Origin of the sequence: Evtepia sp., from assembly GCF_034090835.1 — a bacterium.
GTDB lineage: Bacteria > Bacillota > Clostridia > Oscillospirales > Oscillospiraceae > Evtepia.
The window spans coordinates 1-23018 of record NZ_JAXDRS010000015.1 but is presented as its reverse complement, the minus strand read 5'-3'; the positions used below and the strand labels follow the sequence as shown (position 1 = coordinate 23018).

Annotated in this window: 24 protein-coding genes and 1 riboswitch; of the genes, 14 read left to right on the top strand and 10 right to left on the bottom strand. The window is 58.7% G+C overall.

What is annotated here, in order from left to right; translation table 11 throughout:
- Window positions 1–54: 54 nt before the first annotated feature.
- The 4 genes from SOR61_RS02970 to SOR61_RS02955 form a co-directional block, all read right to left on the bottom strand.
- On the bottom strand, window positions 55–1002 hold the full coding sequence (locus SOR61_RS02970; protein ID WP_320611210.1) for an alpha/beta hydrolase: 948 nt from the start codon (window positions 1000–1002) through the stop codon (window positions 55–57).
- Window positions 1003–1117: 115 nt separating this feature from the next.
- Window positions 1118–1915, bottom strand: a complete 798-nt coding sequence (locus SOR61_RS02965) for an ABC transporter permease subunit (protein ID WP_320611209.1) — start codon at window positions 1913–1915, stop codon at window positions 1118–1120.
- Window positions 1915–2739, bottom strand: a complete 825-nt coding sequence (locus SOR61_RS02960; RefSeq protein ID WP_320611208.1) for an ABC transporter ATP-binding protein — start codon at window positions 2737–2739, stop codon at window positions 1915–1917. Before SOR61_RS02960 ends, SOR61_RS02965 begins: the two co-directional genes overlap by 1 nt.
- A 158-nt stretch (window positions 2740–2897) precedes the next feature.
- Window positions 2898–3794, bottom strand: a complete 897-nt coding sequence (locus tag SOR61_RS02955) for a LysR family transcriptional regulator (protein ID WP_320611207.1) — start codon at window positions 3792–3794, stop codon at window positions 2898–2900.
- Between the two features lie 276 nt (window positions 3795–4070).
- Here SOR61_RS02955 and SOR61_RS02950 point away from each other — a divergent pair, with 276 nt between their 5' ends.
- Entirely contained in the window at window positions 4071–5819 is a 1749-nt protein-coding gene (locus SOR61_RS02950) for an ABC transporter ATP-binding protein (protein ID WP_320611206.1), read from the top strand.
- 17 nt (window positions 5820–5836) lie between these two features.
- Complete coding sequence (locus tag SOR61_RS02945; RefSeq protein WP_320611205.1) at window positions 5837–7723, top strand: ABC transporter ATP-binding protein; 1887 nt, start codon at window positions 5837–5839, stop codon at window positions 7721–7723.
- 98 nt (window positions 7724–7821) lie between these two features.
- Here SOR61_RS02945 and SOR61_RS02940 read toward each other — a convergent pair whose 3' ends face one another.
- Together SOR61_RS02940 and SOR61_RS02935 are read right to left on the bottom strand one after the other, a co-directional pair.
- The gene (locus SOR61_RS02940; protein WP_320611204.1) at window positions 7822–8421 is read right to left on the bottom strand and encodes a 4Fe-4S binding protein; all 600 of its coding nucleotides are present in this window, start codon (window positions 8419–8421) and stop codon (window positions 7822–7824) included.
- A complete protein-coding gene (locus tag SOR61_RS02935) occupies window positions 8418–8624 on the bottom strand; it encodes a 4Fe-4S binding protein (RefSeq protein WP_320611203.1) in 207 nt (68 codons plus the stop codon). Before SOR61_RS02935 ends, SOR61_RS02940 begins: the two co-directional genes overlap by 4 nt.
- A gap of 232 nt (window positions 8625–8856) precedes the next feature.
- Between SOR61_RS02935 and SOR61_RS02930 the strand changes: the two genes are divergently transcribed.
- Complete coding sequence (locus SOR61_RS02930) at window positions 8857–9249, top strand: hypothetical protein (RefSeq protein WP_320611202.1); 393 nt, start codon at window positions 8857–8859, stop codon at window positions 9247–9249.
- A 264-nt stretch (window positions 9250–9513) separates the two neighbouring features.
- Here SOR61_RS02930 and SOR61_RS02925 read toward each other — a convergent pair whose 3' ends face one another.
- Entirely contained in the window at window positions 9514–10398 is an 885-nt protein-coding gene (locus tag SOR61_RS02925) for an NAD(P)H-hydrate epimerase (protein ID WP_320611201.1), read from the bottom strand.
- A 228-nt stretch (window positions 10399–10626) separates the two neighbouring features.
- Between SOR61_RS02925 and SOR61_RS02920 the strand changes: the two genes are divergently transcribed.
- The 4 genes from SOR61_RS02920 to SOR61_RS02905 all read left to right on the top strand — a co-directional run bounded on the left by SOR61_RS02920 (window position 10627) and on the right by SOR61_RS02905 (window position 13729).
- Entirely contained in the window at window positions 10627–12162 is a 1536-nt protein-coding gene (locus tag SOR61_RS02920) for a peptidylprolyl isomerase (protein ID WP_320611200.1), read from the top strand.
- Between the two features lie 74 nt (window positions 12163–12236).
- A complete protein-coding gene (locus SOR61_RS02915) occupies window positions 12237–12953 on the top strand; it encodes a tRNA threonylcarbamoyladenosine dehydratase (protein WP_320611199.1) in 717 nt (238 codons plus the stop codon).
- A gap of 45 nt (window positions 12954–12998) precedes the next feature.
- Window positions 12999–13367, top strand: coding sequence for a TSUP family transporter (locus SOR61_RS02910; protein ID WP_320611198.1), 369 nt, complete (start codon window positions 12999–13001; stop codon window positions 13365–13367).
- A complete protein-coding gene (locus tag SOR61_RS02905; protein WP_320611197.1) occupies window positions 13364–13729 on the top strand; it encodes a sulfite exporter TauE/SafE family protein in 366 nt (121 codons plus the stop codon). The genes SOR61_RS02910 and SOR61_RS02905 overlap by 4 nt, the downstream gene beginning before the upstream one ends.
- A gap of 66 nt (window positions 13730–13795) precedes the next feature.
- Here the strand turns inward: SOR61_RS02905 and SOR61_RS02900 are convergent, their stop codons facing one another.
- Window positions 13796–15556, bottom strand: coding sequence for a Na+/H+ antiporter NhaC family protein (locus SOR61_RS02900; protein WP_320611196.1), 1761 nt, complete (start codon window positions 15554–15556; stop codon window positions 13796–13798).
- Between the two features lie 60 nt (window positions 15557–15616).
- A riboswitch (Lysine riboswitch) is annotated at window positions 15617–15792 on the bottom strand.
- Window positions 15793–15894: 102 nt separating this feature from the next.
- On the bottom strand, window positions 15895–16308 hold the full coding sequence (locus SOR61_RS02895) for a PaaI family thioesterase (protein ID WP_320611195.1): 414 nt from the start codon (window positions 16306–16308) through the stop codon (window positions 15895–15897).
- A 210-nt stretch (window positions 16309–16518) separates the two neighbouring features.
- Between SOR61_RS02895 and SOR61_RS02890 the strand changes: the two genes are divergently transcribed.
- The 7 genes from SOR61_RS02890 to SOR61_RS02860 all read left to right on the top strand — a co-directional run bounded on the left by SOR61_RS02890 (window position 16519) and on the right by SOR61_RS02860 (window position 21917).
- On the top strand, window positions 16519–16887 hold the full coding sequence (locus tag SOR61_RS02890; protein WP_320611194.1) for a GntR family transcriptional regulator: 369 nt from the start codon (window positions 16519–16521) through the stop codon (window positions 16885–16887).
- On the top strand, window positions 16877–17767 hold the full coding sequence (locus SOR61_RS02885; RefSeq protein WP_320611193.1) for an ABC transporter ATP-binding protein: 891 nt from the start codon (window positions 16877–16879) through the stop codon (window positions 17765–17767). Before SOR61_RS02890 ends, SOR61_RS02885 begins: the two co-directional genes overlap by 11 nt.
- On the top strand, window positions 17757–18506 hold the full coding sequence (locus SOR61_RS02880) for a hypothetical protein (RefSeq protein ID WP_320611192.1): 750 nt from the start codon (window positions 17757–17759) through the stop codon (window positions 18504–18506). The genes SOR61_RS02885 and SOR61_RS02880 overlap by 11 nt, the downstream gene beginning before the upstream one ends.
- Window positions 18507–18539: 33 nt before the next feature.
- A complete protein-coding gene (locus SOR61_RS02875; protein ID WP_320611191.1) occupies window positions 18540–19244 on the top strand; it encodes an ABC transporter ATP-binding protein in 705 nt (234 codons plus the stop codon).
- Entirely contained in the window at window positions 19241–20791 is a 1551-nt protein-coding gene (locus SOR61_RS02870) for a putative ABC exporter domain-containing protein (RefSeq protein ID WP_320611190.1), read from the top strand. The genes SOR61_RS02875 and SOR61_RS02870 overlap by 4 nt, the downstream gene beginning before the upstream one ends.
- A 95-nt stretch (window positions 20792–20886) precedes the next feature.
- Window positions 20887–21273, top strand: a complete 387-nt coding sequence (locus SOR61_RS02865) for a metallopeptidase family protein (protein WP_320611189.1) — start codon at window positions 20887–20889, stop codon at window positions 21271–21273.
- Between the two features lie 248 nt (window positions 21274–21521).
- Window positions 21522–21917, top strand: coding sequence for a cell division protein SepF (locus SOR61_RS02860; protein ID WP_320611188.1), 396 nt, complete (start codon window positions 21522–21524; stop codon window positions 21915–21917).
- A 134-nt stretch (window positions 21918–22051) separates the two neighbouring features.
- Here SOR61_RS02860 and SOR61_RS02855 read toward each other — a convergent pair.
- A partial coding sequence (locus tag SOR61_RS02855) for a DUF4368 domain-containing protein (protein ID WP_320611187.1) occupies window positions 22052–23018 on the bottom strand: 967 nt, incomplete at its 5' end.

Below are 23018 nucleotides of genomic sequence, written 5' to 3'. Positions count from 1 at the left end.
AAAACGGGCCTGAGGGCTGCTGATCGCAGCTCCCAGGCCCGTTTTTTGTTTTTATCATTTCAGCTTTTCCTGGAGCCAGTCTGCCACGTCCCGGAACACCCGTTCCCGGCCCTGGCCATTGAGCATCTCATGACGGCCGCCGGGGTAGAGGATAACAGAAATATCCTGGACGCCGGCGCCCCGGAACAGGTCTGCCACCTTGCGCACACCCTTTCCGCAGCCACCCACCGGGTCCTGCTCCCCGGAAAAGAACAACACGGGAATCTCCCGGTCCATCCGGGCCAGGTTCCTGGGGCTGCCGATCTCCTGTAAGCCCCCCATCATTGCACGGAACAGCCCTACGGTGGGGAAAAACCCGCAAAAAGGGTCCGCCTCATAGGCATCCACCACTGCGGGGTCCGTACTGAGCCAATCGTTGGCAGTGCGGTTGGGGCGGAACTGCCGGTTATAAGCCCCCAGAGAGAGGAAAGTCACAAGCTTACTCCGAGCACCGGCCCCTCTCACCCCGGCAACCAGGGAGGACAGCCCCTTCCCCAGCGCCACCAGGGAACCGCTCTCCTGCCCGGTACCCGAAAGGATACAGCCATCCACTGTGCCCGGCCAGCGAATCAGGTAGGTCCGTGCCAGGAAGGACCCCATAGAGTGGCCCAAAAGGAAATAAGGCACCCCGGGGAATTCAGCCCCTGCGGTCTCCCGTAAGGTCCGCACATCCTGGACCATCCAGTCCCATCCACGCTTTGCCGAAACGCCATACTCTTCCGGGCCGGACGCAGTGCGTCCGTGGCCCAGATGGTCATGGCCATACACCGCAAAGCCCTGCTCCGCCAGAAAGCGGGCAAAGTCGTCGTATCGTCCAATATGCTCTGCGATGCCGTGCACCAGCTGGACCACCCCTCTGGGCGGCCCCTCCGGCAGCCACCGGCAGGCGTGGACCCCGTGAACCCCATCACTGGATGAGAAGGAAAAATGCTGCGCTATCAGGGCAGTCTGTACGGATCCCATCGTCCAACCCCTCCTTTTTTCTACTGGAACATCCTGTGGAATTTGGCTTCATGATACCATAAAGGACGGCTGTTTTCCACCGCAAACAGGGAAAACAGCCGTCCAAACTCGTCCGTTACACAGGAAGGTCTTTTCGCACAAATACTCTGACGGCTGCCGCAAAGAACACCAGCGCCAAACCGTACAGCACCACCGTTCCCGCGATGGCCTGTCCCTCTCCGCTGGCCAACTCTTCCGGCCGGAACAGCGTAAACACGGAGGCATATTTCAAAACCTCGCCCTTGTCCCCCATGTTCGCCACCATCTGCATCACATACATCAGGACCGGGATCCCCGCACCCACCGCCAAACTGTACCGGGTCTCCTGGAAGCAGCAGGAGCACAGAAAGCAGAATCCCCCCAGGCACAGCTGTAAGCCCAGCAGACCCAGGTTGACCCGCAGCAGCTCTCCCCACGCCAGTTCGCCCGGGAAGGAAGCCTGGGCTACGCCCAGTTCCAGCGCCGTGCAGTAGGCCAGCAGAAGCACAATACCGGAGACGAGAACCGCTGCCTGGGTCGCAGCCACTTTGCGGCGGGGTACCCCTGCCGTCACCAGAAAGGCCATGCTGCCCCGGTCCACATACTTGGCCACCAGGCCGTTGGCCCGGAGGATCCCAAACACCATGGGAAACACCAGCAGAAGCATCCCGTACAGGTACGAGGTCATAAAGCCAAGGAGCGTGCTTCCGCTTCCGGTCATCCCCACCGCTGCCATCACCTCCGGCATGGCCTGCTCAAACTGCCGCAGCAGCCCGGCCATCTCCGGGTCAAACATGGGGATGATCATGGAGATGTACAGCGTGAGGATGGCAGCAAAAATCACCAGGAGTTTCCCGCTGTTTTTCATCTCCCGCCGGTATAACACACCGCTCATCATTCCACCTCACCTCCGTAGTAATCCAAAAAACGCTCCTGCAGGGTCTGCATGGCACGGACTTCCACCTGGCAGGGATTTTCCACGCTCCGGCTGCCCTGAAAGTCCCGGGCAAAGGCTTCCGCCGTCTCCGGGTCGGGCAGGGTCACCTGATAGGCCCGCATGTGTTTTTCCCGCAAGGCCTGGATGGTTTCCAGGGCCACCAGACGGCCCTGGCGAATGATCCCCACCCTCTGGCAGGTCCGCTCCACTTCCTCAAACATATGGCTGGACAGTAAAATGGTCTTGCCCCGCTCCCGCTCCTCGTGGATGATGGAAATGAACGCATTCTGCATCAAGGGATCCAGTCCGCTGGTGGGCTCGTCCAAAATCAGAACAGTCGGGTCATGCATGAACGCCGCCACGATTCCCAGCTTCTGTTTCATGCCCTTGCTCATGCGCTTGATCTTTCCCCGGGTGTCCAGCGCAAAGCGGGCCAGCAGTTCCTCCTTCCGGACGCCGCTGCCCGGACCGCGATACCGCTCCAGAAACTTCAGGAATTCCCCTCCGGTCATCTCCTCAAAGAAGGCCAGTTCGCCGGGGATGTAGCCCAGATCCCGCTGAATGGCCGCGCTGTCCTGCCAGCAGTCCTTCCCGTTCATGGAGCAGCGCCCCGCCTGCGGACGCAGAAAGCCCATGAGATGTCGAATAGTGGTGGTTTTCCCCGCCCCATTGGGACCCAGAAATCCAAAGACCTCCCCTTGCCCCACAGAAAAGGTCAGGTCAAAGACCCCTCGTCCTTTTCCATAGTCCCGGGTGAGGTGGGATACTTCGATGACGTTCATATGGATGCCTCCCTGTCTCCTCCCGCCGCCGCAGCCGGCGGATACGGCGTGTCAAATCTGTTAGCGGCAGGATATCATACTCCTCTTCCCCGGTCAACTGAAACCCTCTTTTTTCCCCAATTGCTTTGAACGGCATTTCCTTCGGCGCCGTTGAGGGTTCACAGCTCCTGTCCATCCCCCCGGGAAAACTGCGCCTGGAGGCTCTGCAAAAGGCTGCGCAGAATGGGGCTGCGCTCCCCCGGCAGATGCACCGCACCAAAGGAGAGGGCAGGGATCTCCGGCACAGGGATATACCGCATCCCCGACAGCCCGGTGCCCGGCACCTGAGCCACCAGGGCAAAAGCATACCCCGCCGACACCAGGGTATCCCGCACCGCCTGGCTGTCACAGAAGAACACGTTTTCCGGCCCGCAGGCGGCCAGGATCTCCCCTTGCAGGGCAAAGAGAGAGGGCGGGCAGATGGGCGGACGGCAGGCCGCAATGCCCCCTGCCTCCTTGAGCTGCCGCAGGGTGATCCGCTCCTCCTTTGCCAGCGGATGAGAGGGGCTGCACATGCACATGGCCGGACAGATCACCAGCTCCCGGTACCTGGCTTTCCTGGGCGCTGCTTCCTGAAAGGAGAACATCATCTGTACCTCTCCTTCCTCCAGCAGATTTTCCAGGGAGTCAAAAGGAATGAAGCTCAGATCGGGATGGACCTCCGGTTTTTCCTTCCGCAGCTGCTCCAGCGCCGGTTTCAGAAGGCGCAGTTCGGCAACGTTCCGGCAGCCGATGCCAAACCGCACCGGCAGAAACTGGCGGTACGCCCGCATCCGCGCCTTGGACAGACCCGACAGCCGCAGGATGTCTGCGGCATACGAGAGAAAGGCGTGCCCTTCCTGGGTCAGCCGCACCCGCTTGCTGGTGCGGTGAAAGAGTTTCACCCCCAGCTCATCTTCCAGGGTCTGGATCTGATGGCTCACGGCGGGCTGGGTGATCCGCAGGCGCTCCGCTGCCCGGGAAAAATTTAAGCTGTTGGATACTTCCAAGAAACATTCCAGTTGTGTGGTATTCAAACAAATCCCCCGCAGTTCGATTTTCATTCTTTTGTACAATAACAAAAAACAATAAATTTCTTTTATAGAATATAACAGATTTGAATTTCACAGACAAGCCTCTTTGTGTTATAACCCTTATTGTACGGAACTAAACAGTTTTGCTCCAAACAAACGTGAGGTGACTGCTATGAGTCCAAACCGGGACAAAATGGTGCGGGACAACCGAAGGCTCTCCATCCAGCTGGAGCTGCCGGCAAACCTCGCTCCCCCGGAACCGCAAACCCATAAGGAGGCATGAACCCTGTGAAAACCCTTTTGCATCAATTGAAACAGTACAAGCGGGATACCTTCCTCTGCATTGGCCTCACGGCCCTGGAGGTGGTGATGGAGATCCTGCTGCCCTTCATCACCGCCATCATCATCGACCGTGGTCTGGAGGCCGGAAATCTCTCCGCCGTCACCCGCTACGGCATCCTGATGGTGGCCATGGCCTTCCTCAGCCTGGCTTTCGGCGCGCTGGCCGGAAAGTTCGCCGCCAGCGCCTCCGCCGGCTTTGCCGCCAACCTGAGAGAGGGGATCTTCCACAACGTCCAAACCTTCTCCTTCTCCAATATCGACAAGTTCAGCGTCCCGGGTCTGGTCACCCGGATGACCACCGACATCACCAACGTGCAGAACGCCTTCATGATGACCATTCGTGTGGCGGTCCGCTCCCCCCTCACCCTGGTGTTCAGCTTTATCATGTGCCTGACCATCAGCCCCAAAATGAGCCTGCTCTTCCTCCTGGCCGTGATCTTTCTGGCTGTGGTCCTGGGGATCATCATGGGGACGACCATAAAGGTCTTTCATCGGGTGTTCCGAACGTACGATGACCTCAACGCCAGCGTCCAGGAGAATGTCTCCGCCATTCGGGTGGTCAAGGCCTTTGTCCGGGAGGACTACGAAAACGAAAAATTCTCCCGGGCCGCCCATACCCTCTACCGCCTCGCCGTCAAAGCCGAGGGCCTGCTGGCCCTGAACAGCCCTGCCATGATGATCGCCGTTTACTTCTGCATCATCTCCATCTCCTGGCTGGGCGCCCAGTTCATCGTGGGCGGCACCCTCACCTCCGGCGATCTCACCAACCTCTTCAGCTATGTGATGTCCCTGTTTATGAACCTCATGATGCTCTCCATGGTGGTGGTCATGATCAGCATGTCCACGGCCAGCGTGCGCCGGATCAGCGAAGTGCTCCGGGAGACCCCGGACCTGACCGCTCCCCAGCATCCTGTCACCCAGGTCCCTGACGGCAGCATCGACTTCAACCACGTGACCTTCTCCTATCAGAAGAGCTCCGACAAGAACGCCCTGTCCGACATCGACCTACACATCCGCTCCGGCGAGACCATCGGCATCATCGGCGGCACCGGCGCCGGAAAGAGCAGCCTTGTGAACCTGATCTGCCGCCTGTACGACGTCACCGAAGGTTCGGTCACCGTGGGCGGCGTGGACGTGAGACACTACGACACCGAAGTTCTGCGCAACCAGGTCTCCGTGGTGCTGCAAAAGAACACCCTCTTCTCCGGCACCATTCTGGAAAACCTCCGCTGGGGCAACCCCAACGCCACGGAAGAACAGTGCCGGGCAGCCTGCCAGGCGGCCTGCGCCGATGAGTTCATTTCCCGCTTCCCCGAAGGCTACGAGACCCGGGTGGAACGGGGCGGCTCTAACCTCTCCGGGGGCCAGAGGCAGCGTCTGTGCATCGCCCGCGCCCTGCTGAAAGAGCCGAAGGTCCTCATTCTGGACGACTCTACCTCCGCTGTGGACACCGCGACCGACGCCAAGATCCGGGCCGCCTTCGCCCAGAGCATCCCGGGCACCACCAAGCTCATCATCGCCCAGCGGATCTCCAGCGTGGCGCACGCAGACCGCATTCTGGTGCTGGATAACGGCCGCATCCACGCCTTTGACACCCACGAAGCCCTGCTCAAAACCGACTCTATTTACCAGGAGATCTACGAGTCCCAGGTGAAGGGCGGCGGCGACTTCGATCAGCCCGCTTGAAAGGAGGCCCTCTCTCTATGACAAAATCATCCCGCAAGCCCTCATCTCTGGCGGTGCTCAGCCGTGTGCTCCGTTATATGCTGGGTTCCTACCGCTCTCTGTTTCTTCTGGTCATCCTCTGTATTCTGATTTCCGCTGTGGCCACTGTGGTAGCTGCCACCTTTCCCCAGACCCTGGTGGATGACTATATCCTCCCCATGATCGCCAGCGGGTCCCGGGACTTCAGCGGTCTGGCCAGAGACCTGATCCGCCTGGTCTGTCTGCTGGCCGTGGGTGTGCTGGCTGCCTTTGCCTACACCCGTATCATGGTCACCATCAGCCAGGGCACCATGCGGAACCTCCGGGACGAACTCTTTCACAAGATGGAGTCCCTCCCCATCCAGTATTTTGACACCCACCCCCACGGAGACATCATGTCGGTCTACACCAACGACGTGGACACCCTCCGTCAGCTGCTGAGCCAGAGCATCCCGCAGATCATCAACGCTGCCATCACCATGGTCGCCACCCTCATCACCATGCTGGTGCTGAACCCCGCCCTCACGGTGATCTCGGTGCTCACCGCCGCCGCCATGCTCCTGGTCACCTCCACGTTTTCCAAGCGCTCCGGCCGCTACTACATCCAGCAGCAGAAAAACCTGGGCATTGTGGACGGTTTCATCGAAGAGATGATGGATGGACAAAAGGTCATTAAAGTATTCTGCCACGAAGAGGCTGCCAAAGCTGACTTCCGCCGGGTCAACGAAGCCCTTCGAGACAGCGCAGACAAGGCCAACCGCTACGCCAACCTGCTCATGCCTGTGAACGCCAACATTGGCTGGCTGAGCTATGTGCTGGTGGCCATCGTAGGAGCCGTCCTGGGCATCCACGGTCTGGCCGGCATCACTCTGGGCACGGTCATCACCTTCCTGGGCCTGAATAAGAGCTTCACCCAGCCCATCACCCAGGTGAGCATTCAGGTCAACTTCGTGGTCACCGCCGCAGCCGGGGCCCAGCGTGTCTTCGACCTCATGGACCAGCCCCCCGAAGAGGACAACGGCTATGTGGAGCTGGTGAACGCCAAGGAAGACCGCACCGGTCAGCTGGCGGAGACCCAGGAGCGGACCAACGTCTGGGCCTGGAAGCACTACCACAAAGCAGACGGCACCACCACCTACACCCGCCTGCAGGGGGGTGTGGTGCTGGATAACGTAGACTTTGGCTACGAGGAAAACAAGCTGGTCCTCCACAACATCAGCCTCTGGGCCAAACCCGGGCAGAAGATCGCTTTTGTAGGCGCCACCGGCGCAGGCAAAACCACCATCACCAACCTGATCAACCGATTCTACGACATTGCCGATGGCAAGATCCGGTACGACGGCATCAACATCAATAAGATCAAAAAGCCGGACCTTCGCCGGTCCATGGGTATCGTCCTCCAGGACACCCACCTCTTCACCGGCACCGTCATGGACAACATCCGCTACGGCAACCTCTCCGCCAGCGACAATGAGTGCATCGCCGCAGCCCAGCTGGCCAACGCCGACGGCTTCATCCGCCGCCTGCCGGAGGGCTACCAGACCATGCTCACCGGCGACGGCGCCAACCTGAGCCAGGGCCAGCGCCAGCTGCTGGCCATTGCCCGGGCGGCCGTAGCCGACCCGCCGGTGCTCATCCTGGACGAGGCCACCTCCTCCATCGATACCCGCACGGAAAAGCTGGTGCAGGACGGGATGGACGCCCTCATGACCGGGCGCACCACCTTCGTCATCGCCCACCGGCTGTCCACCGTCCGCAACGCCGACTGCATCATGGTCATGGAGCAGGGACGGATCATCGAGCGGGGGACCCACCAGGAACTGATGGAAAAAAAGGGAACCTACTACCGGCTCTACACCGGAAACTTCCCAGAGGAACCCGCCTGACCTATGTCTTCTTGATCTGTAACTACACAAAAGCGGCCTCGGAACGGAAAATCCGTTCCGAGGCCGCTTGTTTCGTTCTGTCTGATAGCGCTTCTTTCTTACCCCTGGTTCTCCTTCCCGTTCAGGGCACGGTGGCGCACCTTGCAGATCCCCTGGGTCATGGTACCCATAGGACAGAAGGCACACCAGGAACGGGGCTTATACAGCACCATGACAATGAGGCCCAACAGCAGGGAGGTGAGCATCACGCTGTAGAACCCAAAGCTGAACTGCGCCACCCAATCGGGGACCCAACCCACACTGTAGGTCCAGCCCCAGGGCACCCGGAAGGTCCAGAAGAGCTTGATGGCCTCTTTCAGAGACTCCGCCCCGGCTGCCACCAGATAGGTCTGGAATAGCATGTTCAGGAACATGGCCAGGAAGAAGATCAAAAAGCCATACCGGAACCAGGTGGAGCCCATCCACTTGGGGGTGGGTTTCCCCCGGGAACACTTCTTCTTGCCTCCCAGGAGCATAAACAGCTGCCCCCGGCCACAGAGGTTGTTGCAGAAAAACTTGTTGCCGCCAAACACTGCCAGCAGGATCGGCAGGAAAAAGTCAACGAGCCCCAGCCAGGCAAACAGAATGTTAAAGAAGCCCAGGGCAAAGTAGACGATGGACCAGATCCATAAGTAATCGTACCAGTGTTTCTTCTTCATCCCTGCTCACCTCGCTCCAAAATCAGAATACAGTCCACCGGGCAGACCCTGGCGCACTTTCTGCACCCAATGCAGCGCTCTGTATCCACAAACGCGTAGCATCCGTGGATCACCTTCACCGCGTCTCGGGGACATTCCTTGGTACAGGTCCCGCAGGACACGCATCGTCTCTGCTGTACCTGTGCATATCGCTTCGCTCCCATGCTAACCTCCGCAATCCTTGATCTCTCCGGAGCACGGCCTGTGCCGCCCCGGGGACCTGAGCATACCAAAAACCACAGGCCCTGTATGTAATAAACTCACATTTCCTCAGGAAAATGACACCACAGATTTTTTCTCCCGCTGCCGGGCTTGTTGTCACGTTTTTTCCGCCGCCTGCATAGAGTAAAGCGGGACGGGATTTCGTTCCAAACAGAAAAAAGGAGATTCTTTCGTATGCTTGATCAAACCATCCAACCGGCAGAAGATCAGACCTGTCCCTCTGTGGGCTATCAGTCCGCCTCCATTTGTGTGCCCATCACCGTGACCCCCTTCGCCCGGACCGGGGCCACCATCACCAAGTGCTGCGGTGACGCCGTGGTCACCCCCGGCCGGGTGGTCTGCGAGGGCACCAAAAACGGCAGCTGCTCCTTTACCATCAGCCAGGACATCTGCGTCGCCGTCCCTGTGGTCTTCGGCGCCACCGCCACCGAAGGAGAGGCCTACGTGGCCTGCGGCAGCGCCACCTCTGAGGACGTTTGCAGCGATTGCAGCATGACCATGCCTGTGGACCCTGTGGAGCCCAATGAGCCGGAGGCCCCTGAGATGCCCGTGGAGGACGCCCGCTGAGGCTGCCTCTCTTCCGCCTGCTATGATCGAGGCCGGAGCCTTTGCTCCGGCCTTCTTTTTTTGCCGAATCCCGTACCCTCTCTTCCTTATAAGGGGATATACAGGGAATATACCATCCCGGATGCATATTCTGGATGGGATGCATCCCATCCATTTTCGATGCATGCCCCGGTATAAACAGAAGATCCCCCCGGTTTCTTCCGAAACCGGGGGGATGGAAACATCCAGTTTCTTTGATCCGGACTTACCGGAGAAATGAAAGGGTCACTTGCTGTAGGTCACCGTGATCTCCTCGGGGAACTTGCCTTCCTCAATGAAGTAGGTCCGGTAGCCGTCGGTCACCAGAGAGTGCTTGCCTAGGACCCGGACGATCATCTTGTTCTTCAGCGCCACCGTCTGCGCCGCCTCAGGGATGGTCTGCTGTCCCCAGACCATCTGCTCGATCTCACCGGGAGTGAGCAGCTCCACCCGGTCGCCCAGCAGGCTGAGCCCGCTGTTGGGGAAGACGATCTCCTCCACCGCCGCCAGGAAGTAGTTCTGCCGCACGAGACGGATGCCGATGTCTGCCACGGTGATCTTTCCGATGTACCACAGGGAATCCCCCAGGAACATACCCACCTTCAGGTAGCCGATGGCCACAGTGAGGCTGGACTTCACCGCCAGCTCTGCCTTGCCGGTGTCTCCGTTCATGCCGCTGTTGATGTCCACGCAGACCACATAGGCCGGGGACTTGTTGATCGCCTCAATGGCAGGACGGTACCGCCCCCGTACCTGTCCATAAAATCCCGTCCCCAACATGCAGTCCACCAGAATGTCATACTCATCCAGGGTATCCTCCGGCTCAAACCGCCGCATCTCTACCCCTTTGATGATCGCCATGTCATGGTAGTACCGGCCGTCCTCAGAGAACTTATCCGAGACCCGGTACACGCAACATGGAATCCCATGGTCGGCCAGAATGCACGCCAGGGCATACCCGTCGCCGCCGTTGTTTCCTCCGCCGGTGAGGATCGCGATTTTTCCTTTCCAGGTCACGCTGCGGTAAACCGCCAGCGCCGCCCGCTGCATCAGTTCCTTGCTGGGCACATACTGCGCAATGGTGTGCGCGTCGCTGGCCCGCATGTTCTGCACAGTGATGACATTTTTCATAGGCTGACACCCTTTCTCACGTCGTTTCAATGCTGTCATTATATCTGATTTATCGTCGGATTTCAATTCCTCTCCTTCGATCTGGACCAGAACTTTCTCCCTCTCGTTCCTTCTCCTTTCCTCCCCCCCCGGATCTGCTTTTTCCCTTGCAAAATTCCCCCTTCTTTAGTATAATGATTGCTTGTAAACTCTTCGTATCCAAAGAACAAGGAGGAAATCGTAAGCAATATGGGAAACTCTTATCGTAAAAGCGAGCCCATGAGCAGCAAACATAAGCTCTATTGGGTCATTGGCGTCATCGCCGTGGTGATCGCCGCAGCGCTCATCGTCTGGAACTCCGGCATCTGGTTTAAATACTCCACCGCCGCTACCGTGGGCGACAATGAATACAGTGTGTCTGAACTCTCTTACTACTACCACTCCGTGGCCAACCAGACCATTCAGAACGCCCAGCTCTATGCCCAGTACGGCATGGACAGCGGATATGACCCCTCCCGCTCTCCCTCTGAGCAGATGTACAACCAGGAAGAGGGCAAGACCTACGCCGACTACTTCCTGGAAACTGCCCTGAGCAATCTCCAGCGCACCACCATCCTCTGCAAAGAGGCGGAAGCCGCTTCCTACACCCTCTCCGAAGAGGGCCAGAAGACCGTGCAGGACAACCTGAACGCACTGAAGATCGCCAGCATCCAGGCCGGCTCCGAGGACGCCTACCTGAAAATGGCCTACGGCCGCTTTATGACCAAGTCCCTCTTTAAGGATATCCTCACCCAGTCCGTCCTGGCCGATGAGTATGCCAAGGTGAAGGCAGAGTCCTTTACTTACTCCGACGAGGAACTCCAGACCTACTACAATGAGCACGCCGCTGACCTGGACTCCTATGAGTACCGCCTCTGCCCCATCAGCGCCCAGACCGAGCAGAAGACCGACGACAGCGGCAACCCCGTGGAGCCCACCGAGGAAGAGACCAAGGCCGCCATGGAAGAGGCTTCTCAGAAGGCCAACCAGATGATCGCCCAGGTGAAGGGCGGCACCGCCTTCAACACCGCCGCTGCCTCCTTCGTGGACGAGACCACCGCTGAGTCCTACAAGAACGACCCCGACTACCAGCACAGCAAAGACGTCCTGGGCAAGAACCTGGACTCCACCATCAAGTCCTGGATGACTGAGGCCGGCCGCCGGGCAGGAGACATCACCTCCATCGAGGGCTCCAACGGCTACTATGTGGTGCAGTTCCTGGGCCGCGACAAGGGCGAAAACTCCTACCAGACCATGGATTACCGCAACATCCTGATCATGGCCGAGACCACCGAAAACGCCGACGGCAACGCCGTTGCCTCTGAGGAGCAGCTGGCTGCCGCCAAGGAGAAGGCCGAGGCCCTGCTGGAAGAGTGGAAGGCCGGCGACGCCACCGCAGACTCCTTCGCCGCCCTGGCCAAGGAGAACAGCGCCGACGAGGCCTCCAAGGCAAACGGCGGCCTCTACGAGAAGGCCAACCGGGACACCCTCCCCGCCAATTCCTCCCAGTGGCTCTTTGAGACCGGCCGTAAGGCAGGAGACACCACCGTAGTGGAGTACACCGACACCAATGGCAACGTAGTGGGCTATCAGATCCTCCTGGCCGGAGACATGGGCGAGATCCGCTGGAAGTATCAGGCCGCCAGCAGCCTGCGCTCTGACGACTATAACGCCTGGTACGAGGAAGTGGAACCCAACTATCCCGCTTCTCTCACCGACGCTGCCAAGAAGATCCCCACCATGTAAACTCCATCCCTATGTCGTTTCATTCCCCCGGGAGGCACAACGCCTCCCGGGGATTCTTTCAGGAGGATTTTCCTATGTCATCTCATGAACAGTTTCTCCGCACGGAAATGCTGCTGGGCGCCGCCGCCATGGACACCCTGGCAAAAGCCCACGTGGCAGTCTTTGGTCTGGGCGGTGTAGGCAGCTGGTGCGCCGAGGCCCTGGCCCGGGCCGGGGTGGGTACCCTCACCCTGGTGGACAACGACCAGGTGGGCCTCACCAACCTGAACCGGCAGGCCGAGGCCCTCCACTCCACCCTGGGCCAGGAGAAGACCCAGGCCATGGCCCAGCGCATTTGGGATATTAACCCCAACTGCACCCTTCACCTGCTCCCCATAAAGTACGAGGCCGCCTCCCGGGACCAGTTCTTCCCCGCCGGGTACCACTACATTGTGGACGCCATTGATCTGGTCTCCTGCAAGCTGGACCTCATTGAAACCGCCCGCCGCTTCTCCATCCCCATGATCTCCTGCATGGGAACCGGCAACAAACTGGACCCCTCCCAGTTCCAGGTGGCGGACATCTCCAAGACCCACGGCTGTCCCCTGGCCCGCATCATCCGCAAGGAGCTCAAGCAGCGGGGCATCCTCCACCACAAGGTGGTCTTTTCCCCGGAGCTCCCCGCCCCCACCGACCAGCGGGAGGCGCCGCCTCCCGGGCGGCGTTCCGTCCCTGCCAGCGCCCCCTGGGTCCCCCCTGTGGCCGGCTTCCTTTTGGCCGGAGCGGTGATCCAGGACCTGATCGCAGAATAAAAACCGCCCTCCCTGGCAAAACTGACGCCAGAGGAGGGCGGTTTTTTGAAACGATCCAAACCAGCCTGGGTCCCGGCTGCCGCAGCAGGCGCCGCCGCGGGACTCATTAACGGGTTCTTCGGCGGCGGTGGCGGGATGGTGCTGGTCCCCCTACTCATGGCCTGCTGCGGCCTCTCCCGGCGGCAGGCCTTTGCCAACTCTGTGGCCATCATCCTGCCCCTGTGCGTCCTATCTGCCGGGATCTACTTTGCCCGGGGCAACCTGGACCTGAGACAGGCCCTGCCCTATCTCGCCGGAGGCCTGGTGGGGGGCCTTATCGGCGGGAAACTCTTTCAGAAAGTGCCGGTGCTGTGGCTGAAACGGGCCTTTGCCCTGCTCATCCTCTACGGCGCCTGGAGCGCTCTCACCCGATGAGCTTCCTGGTTCCCTTTCTGGCAGGTACTGCAACCGGGATTCTCTCCGCCTTTGGCATCGGCGGCGGTTCCCTGCTGCTTATTTACCTCACCGCCTTCGCCGGGGTCCCTCAGCACCAGGCCCAGGGGATCAACCTGCTCTACTTCCTCCCCGCCGCAGCCGCTGCCCTGCCATCCCACCGAAAAAACGGCTTGCTGGAGAAACACACCATCCTCCCGGCGGTGATCGCCGGGTTGACGGCCGCCGCCCTCACCGCCTGGGTTTCCAACGGGTTGGACACCCATCTGCTGCAAAAGCTCTTTGGGCTTTTCCTGCTCTGTGTAGGCTTACGGGAACTCTTCCGTAAAGAGCCCAAACCCTAAAGAAACAGGCCCATCCCGGGAACCCGGGATGGGCCTGTGTTTCGTTTGTATGACGAGGGATCCGGATTACGCCGTAACCCGCTTCTTCTGAATGGTGTGGATCACAAACAGGGTGGCCACCATCAGCACCAGAGCGATGGGCAGGGCGATGTAAGCCTTGGGGACAAAGCCGGCGATCACATAGCTCACAAAGCTTACCGACGCCACGGTGATGGCATAGGGCAGCTGGGTGGACACGTGGTTCACGTGGTCACACTGGGCACCCGCAGAGGCCATGATGGTGGTATCGGAAATGGGGGAGCAGTGGTCGCCGCAGACTGCGCCGGCCATGCAGGCGGAAATGCAGACGATGGACAGAGGGTTATCCATGGGGAAGACACTCTGCACGATGGGGATGAGCATACCGAAGGTGCCCCAGCTGGTGCCGGTAGCAAAGGCCAGCAGGCAGCCGATGATGAACACGATGGCAGGCAGGAACATCTGCACGTTTTCTGCGTTGCTGTACACAAAGTCGCGGACAAAGTACTTGGCGCCCAGAGAGTCGGTCATGGCCTTCAGGCTCCAGGCAAAGGTGAGGATCAGGATGGCGGGCACCATGGCCTTGAAGCCCTCGGGGATGCAGGACATCATGGAGCCAAAGGTCATGGAGCGGCGGATCATGTAGAAGATGAAGGTGAACACCAGAGCAAAGGCAGAACCCAGCATCAGACCCACGGAGGCGTCGGAGCCGGAGAAGGCTTCCACAAAGCTGGCCCCTTCAAAGAAGCCGCCGGAGTAGATCATGCCGATGACGCAGCACACCACCAGCACCAGGATGGGCAGCACCAGGTCAATGACCCGGCCGCGGCCCTCTTCCACCTCTTCCTCCATCATGGCGTAGGGGTTCTTGCCGGAGAAGAGGTCGCCGTTTTCCATGGCGTTGCGCTCGTGCTTGGCCATGGGGCCGTAGTCGATCTTCAAAATCGCAATGCCCACCATGGTGAGGATGGTCAGCAGGGCATAGAAGTTAAAGGGAATGGCCCGGATGAACAGGTTCAGGCCCTGACCGTCTTCCGCAAAGCCGGCCACAGCAGCAGCCCAGGAAGAGATGGGGGCGATGATGCAGATGGGGGCGGCGGTGGAGTCGATGAGGTAGGACAGCTTAGCACGGGAGATGTTGTGCTTGTCGGTGACCGGGCGCATGACACTGCCCACGGTCAGGCAGTTGAAGTAGTCGTCAATGAAGATGAGGCAGCCCAGGATGATGGTGGCCAGCTGGGCGCCCACCCGGGACTTGATGTGGGTCTGGGCCCACCGGCCAAAGGCCGCCGAGCCGCCTGCCCGGTTCATGAGGCACACCATGGCGCCCAGGATCACCAGGAAGATGATGATGCCCATGTTGTAGCTGTTGGCCACGGAGGGGACGATGCCCTCTGTGAACACATGGAGAACGGTGCCCTCGAACTGGAAGTTGGAGTACAGCAGACCGCCCACCAGGATACCAATGAACAGGGAGGAATAGACCTCCTTGGTAATGAGCGCCAGGGCAATGGCGATGACGGGGGGCAGCAGCGCCCAGAAGGTGTTGTAGAAATGGCTGGGGGACTCTACATAGCCCGTGCCGTTGCACGCAGCGCACTGGAAGGTGCCGCCGCAGTCGGCGCAGGCCGAGTCATGGCCGTAGCAGGTCATGCAGAGGCCCGTGGTTCCGCAGTCGGCACATTCGATCATCTTGCTGCCGGGCTCGTCCATGGGGTTCCCCGCTGCAAAGGCCGTGGTGGACAGGGCGGCTCCCAGCACCACCAGCAAAGCCAGCAGCGGGAGCAGACGCCGAAGTTTCTTTCTCATGGTTCTCTCTCTCCTGTCAAAAAAATAAAGCCATGGCACCGCCATGACTTCATCCCATGAACCCACGACAGCGCTCCGCCCCCACAGGGGGCGGCAGTCTGAGGGATCTTATCCCACAGCCCGGCTTCCCACCCCCAGGCGGAGCAGAGAAACCTCGGCGACGGCCCCTTTCCGCCCTCCCCCTGCCTGGGGTTTTGGGACGGCGTACTCTTGACCTACGCACCTCTATCATGCTTTGCGTTATCATGGTATCATTCTTTTCCAAAATGTCAACGGTATTTCCGGTTTTTTGACAGATTTCTTTCCTTTCTGTAGAAAAAATCCTCGCTTTCCGCCGGTCACTCCGCCTTGCGGTCCCGGACCACATAGCCGTTGACGGTGACGAAGGCCACTTCGGTCCCCAGCTCGTCCTCCACCTTGACCTCGTAGAAACAGACCCGCTTGCCGTCCTTGACCTGCCGGGCGGTGGCGGTGAGATGCTTTCCCCGGGCCGACTTCAAGAAGGTGATCTGAGAGGCCTGGGTCACCACGTCCCGTCCCTCCTGGTTGGAGGCCACCGCAAAAGCGAAGTCCGCCAGGGTGAAAACCGTCCCCCCCATGGGAATCCCCAGCGCGTTACAGTGGCGGGGCTCGATCTCCATGGAGCACCGGGCGTAGCCGTAAGAGGCCTCGTCGATCACAGCCCCCAACCCCTCGGAGACAAACAAATCATGAATGAACTTTTCCTTCAGCTGGCTCAAATCCTGATGCATTCTATCCTCCTGTTCTTTCCTGCGGGGGACCTCTCCCGCCCTCTTTTTCCAAAGATCACGAAAAAAACTTTACCCCATCCCAGCCTTCTTGTCAATCTCTCCCTTTTCCACAAAAGGAAGGCCCTCGCTTGACATCCCCCTTTCTCGATGGTATATTGGTCCTACGGTTAATTACTTGACTAACTAACTATAGAAGAAAGGGGGAACCCCATGCCATTCCAAGGCGAAAAACCCATCTTTCTCCAGCTGGCAGAGCAGCTGGAAGCCGGCATCCTCTCCGGCGCCTATCCGGAAGAAACCCAGGTTCCGTCCATCACCGAGTTTGCCGCCGCCTATAAAATCAACCCGGCCACTGCCCTCAAAGGCATCAACCAGCTGGTGAACGCCGGTCTCCTCTATAAGAAGAGAGGGATCGGTATGTTCGTGGCCCGGGGCGCACAGGAAACCCTGAGAAAGCAGCGCTCCGAACTGTTCTATCAAGATTATATCCTTCCCATGCTCCGGGAAGCCCAAAACCTCGGTTTGTCTCCCCAGCAGCTCACCGAACTTATCAGGAGGGGATCACAAGATGTCCATTGAAATTCGTTCTGTCTCCAAAACCTTTGGAAAAACCCGTGCCCTTGACAGGGTCTCTCTCACCCTGGAGGAAGGCCACATCTACGGCCTCCTGGGCAACAACGGTGCAGGAAAAACCACCCTGCTCAGCATCCTCACCGACCGGCAGCGGCCGGACAGCGGTGAGATCCTGGTGGACGGCATGCCGGTACGAAACAACGACGCCGCCCTGGGAAAGCTCTTTATGGTGAGCGAACATAACCTCTTCCCCGAAGAGATGAAGGTGAAGCGCGCCCTGGATGTGATGGCCTACTTTTATCCCGCCTTTGACCGGACGTACGCCGAAGCTCTGGCGGAGAAATTTGAACTCCCCCTGAAAAAGAAGATCTCCGCCCTTTCCACCGGCTACACTTCCATCTTCCGCCTGGTGCTGGGGCTCAGCGCCAACACCCCTTACCTTCTGCTGGACGAACCCGTCCTGGGCCTGGACGCCCAGCACCGGGATCTCTTCTACCGGCTGCTGGTGGAGAAATTCGCCCTGGGCACCACCACCATTCTGCTGTCCACCCACCTGATCGACGAAGCCGAGACCCTGGTGGACCATACCATCATTCTGCGGAAAGGCACGGTCCTGAAAAATGCCCCCACTGAGGAGCTGACCGCCACCGCTTTCTCCCTCTCCGGCCCCGAAAAACTGGTGGACCAATACACCGAAGGGAAAGAGATCCTCTCCAGCCACAGCCTGGGCGGCCTCAAAACCGTCTCCCTCCAGGGCACCCTGGAAGAACCCCTTCCGCCCGGCCTGGAAAAGAGCCGCCTGCGTCTGCAAGATTACTTCATCAGCCTCCAGTCCGCCCAGGACCACCAGGAGAGAAAGGAGCTGCCCCATGCGCATGAATCTTAAACCTCTTCTTCGCTATCAGCTGCGGGACTACGCCATCAGCTGCCTGTCCTTTTTCCTGGTCAACGTAGTCATCCTCTCCTTCTTGGCTCTGGTCATCTCCAGGAACCTGCCCACCTATTACTCCGGCTACAGCCTGGGCTGCGCCATTTTCCTGCTGATCTCCGGGCTCATCCTCCCCCGGCAGGTGCTGCGCCTGGGGGTCCAGATGGGCATCTCCCGCCGGACCAGCTTTCTGAGCCTCCTGCTCACCGCCCTGCTGGCCGCCCTGGCCCTGGCTCTCCTGGGTCAAGTGCTGCTCACCACCGCCCTTCACCTGATCCCGGACCAGAAAGAACTGTTCATCACCGACCTTTACTCCATCTTCTACCTGAACAATCAGCCCCCCGCTACCCTGGACCAGCACGGCATGACCATACTGCTGAATACCATGGGGATGCTGGCCTGCTTCGCCGGCGGCTTCTTCTTCACCACTCTCTTCTGGCGGCTGGGCAAGTTGGGCACCATCATCGCTGCCATTGCCATCCCTGCCCTGCTGGTGGGCGGCCCCTGGCTCCTGTACTTTCTTCAGAAACCCCTGGCTCCGGTGCTTCGTCTGCTGGCATCCTTTTCCCAGGCGCTGACTACCCAGCCCGGCACAGCCCTGGCTGCCTTTCTGATCGTCACCCTTCTGTTCACACTGGTCAGCTGGTGCCTCGTGCGGAACACCAACATCCGCAGCGGCATCCTCTCGTCCAAGTAACCATCCACCCCACGCAAGAGAAAAGGAGACCCTATGCTGAATCTGCAACACGTGACCAAACGCTATGGCAAGACCCTGGCCAACGACGACATCAGCTTCCACATCGACCCCGGGGAGATCGCCATCCTCCTGGGCCCCAACGGCGCAGGCAAATCCACCATCATCAAGTGCATCGCCGGCCTGCTCCGGTTCCAGGGCACCATCACCATCGGCGGCCACGACAACAAGAGCCGGGAGGCCAAGTCTCTCCTGGCCTACATCCCCGAGACACCGGCGGTCTACGACCTGCTCACCATCTCCGAGCACCTGGAGTTCATCCGGCGGGCCTACCGCATCCAGGACGACGGCTACGGCCAGCAGCTGCTGGAACGATTTGAACTGGCGGATAAAAAGGACAAGCTGGGCCGGGATCTGTCCAAGGGTATGCAGCAAAAGCTCTCTATCTGCTGCGGCCTGGTCCACCGGCCCAAGCTCCTCATCTTTGACGAGCCCATGGTAGGTCTGGACCCCCACGCCATCAAGGAACTGAAAGCCCTCTTCCGGGAGCAAAAGGACCTGGGAGCCTCCCTGCTCATCTCCACCCATATGATCGACAGCGTGGAGGACTACTGGGACGTGACCCACATCATGATGAACGGCCGCTTCGCCGCCACCCAGCACAACCGTCCGGAAGAGACCCAGGCCCAGAGTCTGGAGGACCTCTTCTTCGCCATCACGGAAGGGGGGAGGAGGGTATGAGCGCCCTGACCTATCTGGTCCTCACCCGGCTGAAAAACACCCTGGTGTCTCTGTTCCATAAACCGGCGCAGCTGCTCTATGTGCTCTTCCTCATCGCCATGTTCACCTTCGCCGCCTGGGGCAACCGGAACAGCGAGCCCCTGCAAACCCCCAGAAGCTTAGTGGAGCTGGCGGCCATCGTCACAGGGCTCTACCTTTTCCTCTTCCTGTATACTGTCTGGAACGGATTCTCCAGAGGTGGGAGCATCTTTTCCCTCTCGGATGTGAACCTGCTCTTTCTCTCCCCCACCTCTCGGACCAGGATCCTCTTTTATGGCCTGTTTCGCCAGATCAGCACGGTCCTGTTCTTAGGATTTTTCATCTTCTATCAGTACTTCTGGATGAGAAACCTCTACGGGATCCCGTTTTCCGTCATCGTGGCCGCCTTCTTCGGCTATGTTGCGGTCCTCTTTCTGGGTCAGGTCACTGCCATGACCATCTACACCTTTACCAGCAACAACGAACCCCTGAAAAAGGCCCTCAAAGCCATCACCCTGCTTCTTTTTATCCTGCTGGTCTCCTGGCTGGGCTGGAACGCCGTGACTTCACCGGATGGCTGGCTGGCCGGGTTAACCGGCGCCGCTGTGCGTCTGCCCGTCTGCCTCTTCCCCATCGGCGGCTGGCTGGGCTGGGCCTTCTCCTCTGCCCTGGGGCTGGGCCCCTGGTGGCCGGGGGTCCTGCTCTCTGTTTTGGCATTGGCTCTGCTGATCTTCCTTCTCACCCACTTTGAACAGGACTGGTATGAAGACGTGCTCCGCACCGCCGAGATGGCCCAGTCTGCCATCGCCGCCAAAAAGGAGGGCAACCTGGAAGCCGCCCCCGGCAAGGTACGCATGGGCGCCATCGGTCTGACCCAGGGTTGGGGTGCTTCCGCCTTCTACTACAAGCACAAGATCGAGAACCGGCGAGGCGGCCTGCTCCTTCTGCCGCCCCTCACCCTGATTTTTGCGGTGGTGCTCATCGTGGCTGCCTTCTTCATGCGGGAGGGAGGCCTGCTTCCCTTCCTGTTCCTCTCCTTCTACCTGCAGCTCTTCTCCTCCAGCCAGAGCCGACTGAACAAAGAGCTGAACAAGCCCTTTGTCTATCTGGTGCCGGAGCCGCCCTTCTCCAAGCTTCTCCAGTGCCTGCGGGAGCTGCTGCCCTCCGCTGTGGCAGAGGCCGTGCTGGTCTTTGTCCCCGCCGGTCTCATCCTGGGTCTGTCTCCGGCCGGCATCCTCATCTGCGTGTTTGCCCGGATAAGCTACACCTTCCTGTTCCAGAGCGGCGCGCTGGTGCTGGAGCGGTTCTGGCGGGGCGCCAACAAGGCAGTGGTCTTCCTGCTGTACTTTGTGATCCTCATCGCAATGGCCCTCCCCGGCATCGCCCTGGGGGTCCTCCTGACCGCCACCATCCTGCCTGGCGGACTGCTGGCAGGTCTGCTGGTGGCTGCGCTGGTGAACCTCCCGGTTTCCCTGGGGGTTCTCTACCTGCTGCGGAATATGCTGCAATACGCAGAGTACACCCACTGATCCCCCAAAGAGAGCCGGTCCCCCGGGGACCGGCTCTCTTTTTCTTGCGCCGGAGGTCATCTTATTGTACAATACCAGGAAAGGAGGGATTTCCCATGGAATATACCTTTGACCAGGTGGCCGATCTGCTGGACGAAATGGCAGAGCAGTTTCCGCCCGTCCTTTTCGAGCAGCTCAATGGGGGGATTCTCCTGCAGGAGGAGGAAAAACCGGACCCTCTCTTCCCTGACGGTGACATATTCTTCATGGGAGAGTACATCCAGGACCCCTATATGGGCCGCTCCATCCACCTCTACTATGGTTCCTTCCTTGCATCTGCCCGAAACGAGGACTGGACCGAAGAGACCTGGCAGCAGGAACTCTACACCACCCTGTCCCACGAACTCACCCACCATATCGAAGCTCTGGGGGGTGTACACGGCCTGGATGACAAGGATGAGGAAGACTTGCAGCGCTATCTGGAGGAATACCGCTCCCTGTGAATACCTCGTATGCACCTGTATGGGGAAACCTGGTTCCATTTTTCCACATCGCCCCCAAAAACCATGAAAAACTTACAAAAATTTTCAACATTTTTAAAAAACTTGCCAGGAAATTTGATAAAGTGATTGAAATTGTTTTCATTTTGTAGTACTATGTAACAAATACATGAATGAACTAAGAGAGGGTTCTCTTATTACATTTGCGACTACTATCTGCGGGAGAGCGTTAATTTAGGAGGTATCTGCATATGGGATTCTTTAGCGCGCTGCGGCGCAAGCCGGAGGACGATCTGTACGAAGATTACGAAGAAAATTATGCATATGAAGACGAGTATCAAGACGAAGAGCCGGTAGGCGTGCAGCCCATTCGCAGCGTTGCTGATGTTCAGGTGGTCCTGGTGTCCCCCACCGCCTACAAGGATGCATCCGCCATTGCAGACCTGCTTCGGGATATGAAGATGATCGTCCTGAATCTCGACAAAACCGAGCGCGAGGTCGCACGCCGTCTGCTGGACTTCATCTCCGGCGTCATCTACTCCGAAGACGCCCACATCATGAAGGTCGCCACCAATGTCTACATGGTCGCCCCCTATTTCGTTGACCTGCTGGGCAACCTGGACAACGACGACGTGGTCTCTTTCTGATCCCATTCCTAACATGTATAAAAAGCAGATGCTGTATGCATCTGCTTTTTTCTTTCCTTTTCCCAAAAACCGGCGGCCTTCAAGGGCGGTGAATTAAGAAAACATTGAAGCAGGAAACGGTATAGCTCAAACGGCTATGCCGTTTCTTGCTGTTTTTGATTGGAATGGTGGGCTTCTTCGATAGCCCGTGAAAAGTCAAATGCACCGATAAAGTTGTAAACGATAGTGATCTCCCGCGTCTTGGATTTCCTGTCAGCATGGGAAACCTCGATGTGGTCGATAAACTCCCGTAGAATAGTGGCGTCAAGCTCTTTCATGTCTGTGTACTTTTTAACCACGGATATAAACGCCTTGACATCGGTTTGTTGCTTGTCCTGCTGTTTCAGGTCTTGCCGCAAAACCTCTGCCATGTTTTTCAAGTTGCGCTGTTCCTGTTCATAGTCATGGGACAGCTTGATAAAGCGTTCATCCGTCAGCTTGCCAGCAACATTATCTTCGTACAGGTGGGAGATAATCGTATCAAGCTCGCTGATCCGCTGGTCTGCTTTAGAGAGCGTTTCTCGTTTCCTTGTCAGGTCTGCGCTCTGATCCCTCATGCTGCTGTCTGCTGCGTCCTGAACAAAGGCGGCTTCATGCTCATTGACATACTGGATCGCCTCGCGGAGATTTCGCAGGACAATTTCATGCAGGATCACGTTGCGAATGGAATGTGTCGTGCAAAGCGTCCGATCCTTGCGATAGGTGGAGCAGATAAAGTATTTCTGTTCCTCGGTAAAGTGGGTCGCTCTGCATTGATACATCTTTCCGCCGCACTCCGCGCAATAGAGAAGCCCGGAGAACATTCCCATATCGCCCATCTTGGTAGGGCGACGGCGGGATTTGCGGATGTTCTGCACAATGAGAAATACGCTTTCCTCGATGATCGGCGGCTGGGTGTTTTCAAAGATCATCCAATCCGTCGGGTCATTCCAAAGTTTCTTTTTGCTCTTGTAAGACTGTTTTTTGGTCTTGAAGTTCACGGTGTGTCCCAAATAGTCCACACGTTCCAACATACGCGATACTGTTTCATTCGTCCATTTGTAAGGATCAGCCGTAGGCTTA

Excerpts from the sequence above, each read along its gene's own strand:
- SOR61_RS02970 (WP_320611210.1), bottom strand. The coding sequence starts at position 1,002 with ATGGGATCCGTACAGACTGCCCTGATAGCGCAGCATTTTTCCTTCTCA.
- SOR61_RS02965 (WP_320611209.1), bottom strand. The coding sequence starts at position 1,915 with ATGAGCGGTGTGTTATACCGGCGGGAGATGAAAAACAGCGGGAAACTC.
- SOR61_RS02960 (WP_320611208.1), bottom strand. The coding sequence starts at position 2,739 with ATGAACGTCATCGAAGTATCCCACCTCACCCGGGACTATGGAAAAGGA.
- SOR61_RS02950 (WP_320611206.1), top strand. The coding sequence starts at position 4,071 with ATGAACCCTGTGAAAACCCTTTTGCATCAATTGAAACAGTACAAGCGG.
- SOR61_RS02945 (WP_320611205.1), top strand. The coding sequence starts at position 5,837 with ATGACAAAATCATCCCGCAAGCCCTCATCTCTGGCGGTGCTCAGCCGT.
- SOR61_RS02940 (WP_320611204.1), bottom strand. The coding sequence starts at position 8,421 with ATGAAGAAGAAACACTGGTACGATTACTTATGGATCTGGTCCATCGTC.
- SOR61_RS02935 (WP_320611203.1), bottom strand. The coding sequence starts at position 8,624 with ATGGGAGCGAAGCGATATGCACAGGTACAGCAGAGACGATGCGTGTCC.
- SOR61_RS02930 (WP_320611202.1), top strand. The coding sequence starts at position 8,857 with ATGCTTGATCAAACCATCCAACCGGCAGAAGATCAGACCTGTCCCTCT.
- SOR61_RS02925 (WP_320611201.1), bottom strand. The coding sequence starts at position 10,398 with ATGAAAAATGTCATCACTGTGCAGAACATGCGGGCCAGCGACGCGCAC.
- SOR61_RS02920 (WP_320611200.1), top strand. The coding sequence starts at position 10,627 with ATGGGAAACTCTTATCGTAAAAGCGAGCCCATGAGCAGCAAACATAAG.
- SOR61_RS02915 (WP_320611199.1), top strand. The coding sequence starts at position 12,237 with ATGTCATCTCATGAACAGTTTCTCCGCACGGAAATGCTGCTGGGCGCC.
- SOR61_RS02905 (WP_320611197.1), top strand. The coding sequence starts at position 13,364 with ATGAGCTTCCTGGTTCCCTTTCTGGCAGGTACTGCAACCGGGATTCTC.
- SOR61_RS02900 (WP_320611196.1), bottom strand. The coding sequence starts at position 15,556 with ATGAGAAAGAAACTTCGGCGTCTGCTCCCGCTGCTGGCTTTGCTGGTG.
- SOR61_RS02895 (WP_320611195.1), bottom strand. The coding sequence starts at position 16,308 with ATGCATCAGGATTTGAGCCAGCTGAAGGAAAAGTTCATTCATGATTTG.
- SOR61_RS02890 (WP_320611194.1), top strand. The coding sequence starts at position 16,519 with ATGCCATTCCAAGGCGAAAAACCCATCTTTCTCCAGCTGGCAGAGCAG.
- SOR61_RS02885 (WP_320611193.1), top strand. The coding sequence starts at position 16,877 with ATGTCCATTGAAATTCGTTCTGTCTCCAAAACCTTTGGAAAAACCCGT.
- SOR61_RS02880 (WP_320611192.1), top strand. The coding sequence starts at position 17,757 with ATGAATCTTAAACCTCTTCTTCGCTATCAGCTGCGGGACTACGCCATC.
- SOR61_RS02875 (WP_320611191.1), top strand. The coding sequence starts at position 18,540 with ATGCTGAATCTGCAACACGTGACCAAACGCTATGGCAAGACCCTGGCC.
- SOR61_RS02870 (WP_320611190.1), top strand. The coding sequence starts at position 19,241 with ATGAGCGCCCTGACCTATCTGGTCCTCACCCGGCTGAAAAACACCCTG.
- SOR61_RS02865 (WP_320611189.1), top strand. The coding sequence starts at position 20,887 with ATGGAATATACCTTTGACCAGGTGGCCGATCTGCTGGACGAAATGGCA.
- SOR61_RS02860 (WP_320611188.1), top strand. The coding sequence starts at position 21,522 with ATGGGATTCTTTAGCGCGCTGCGGCGCAAGCCGGAGGACGATCTGTAC.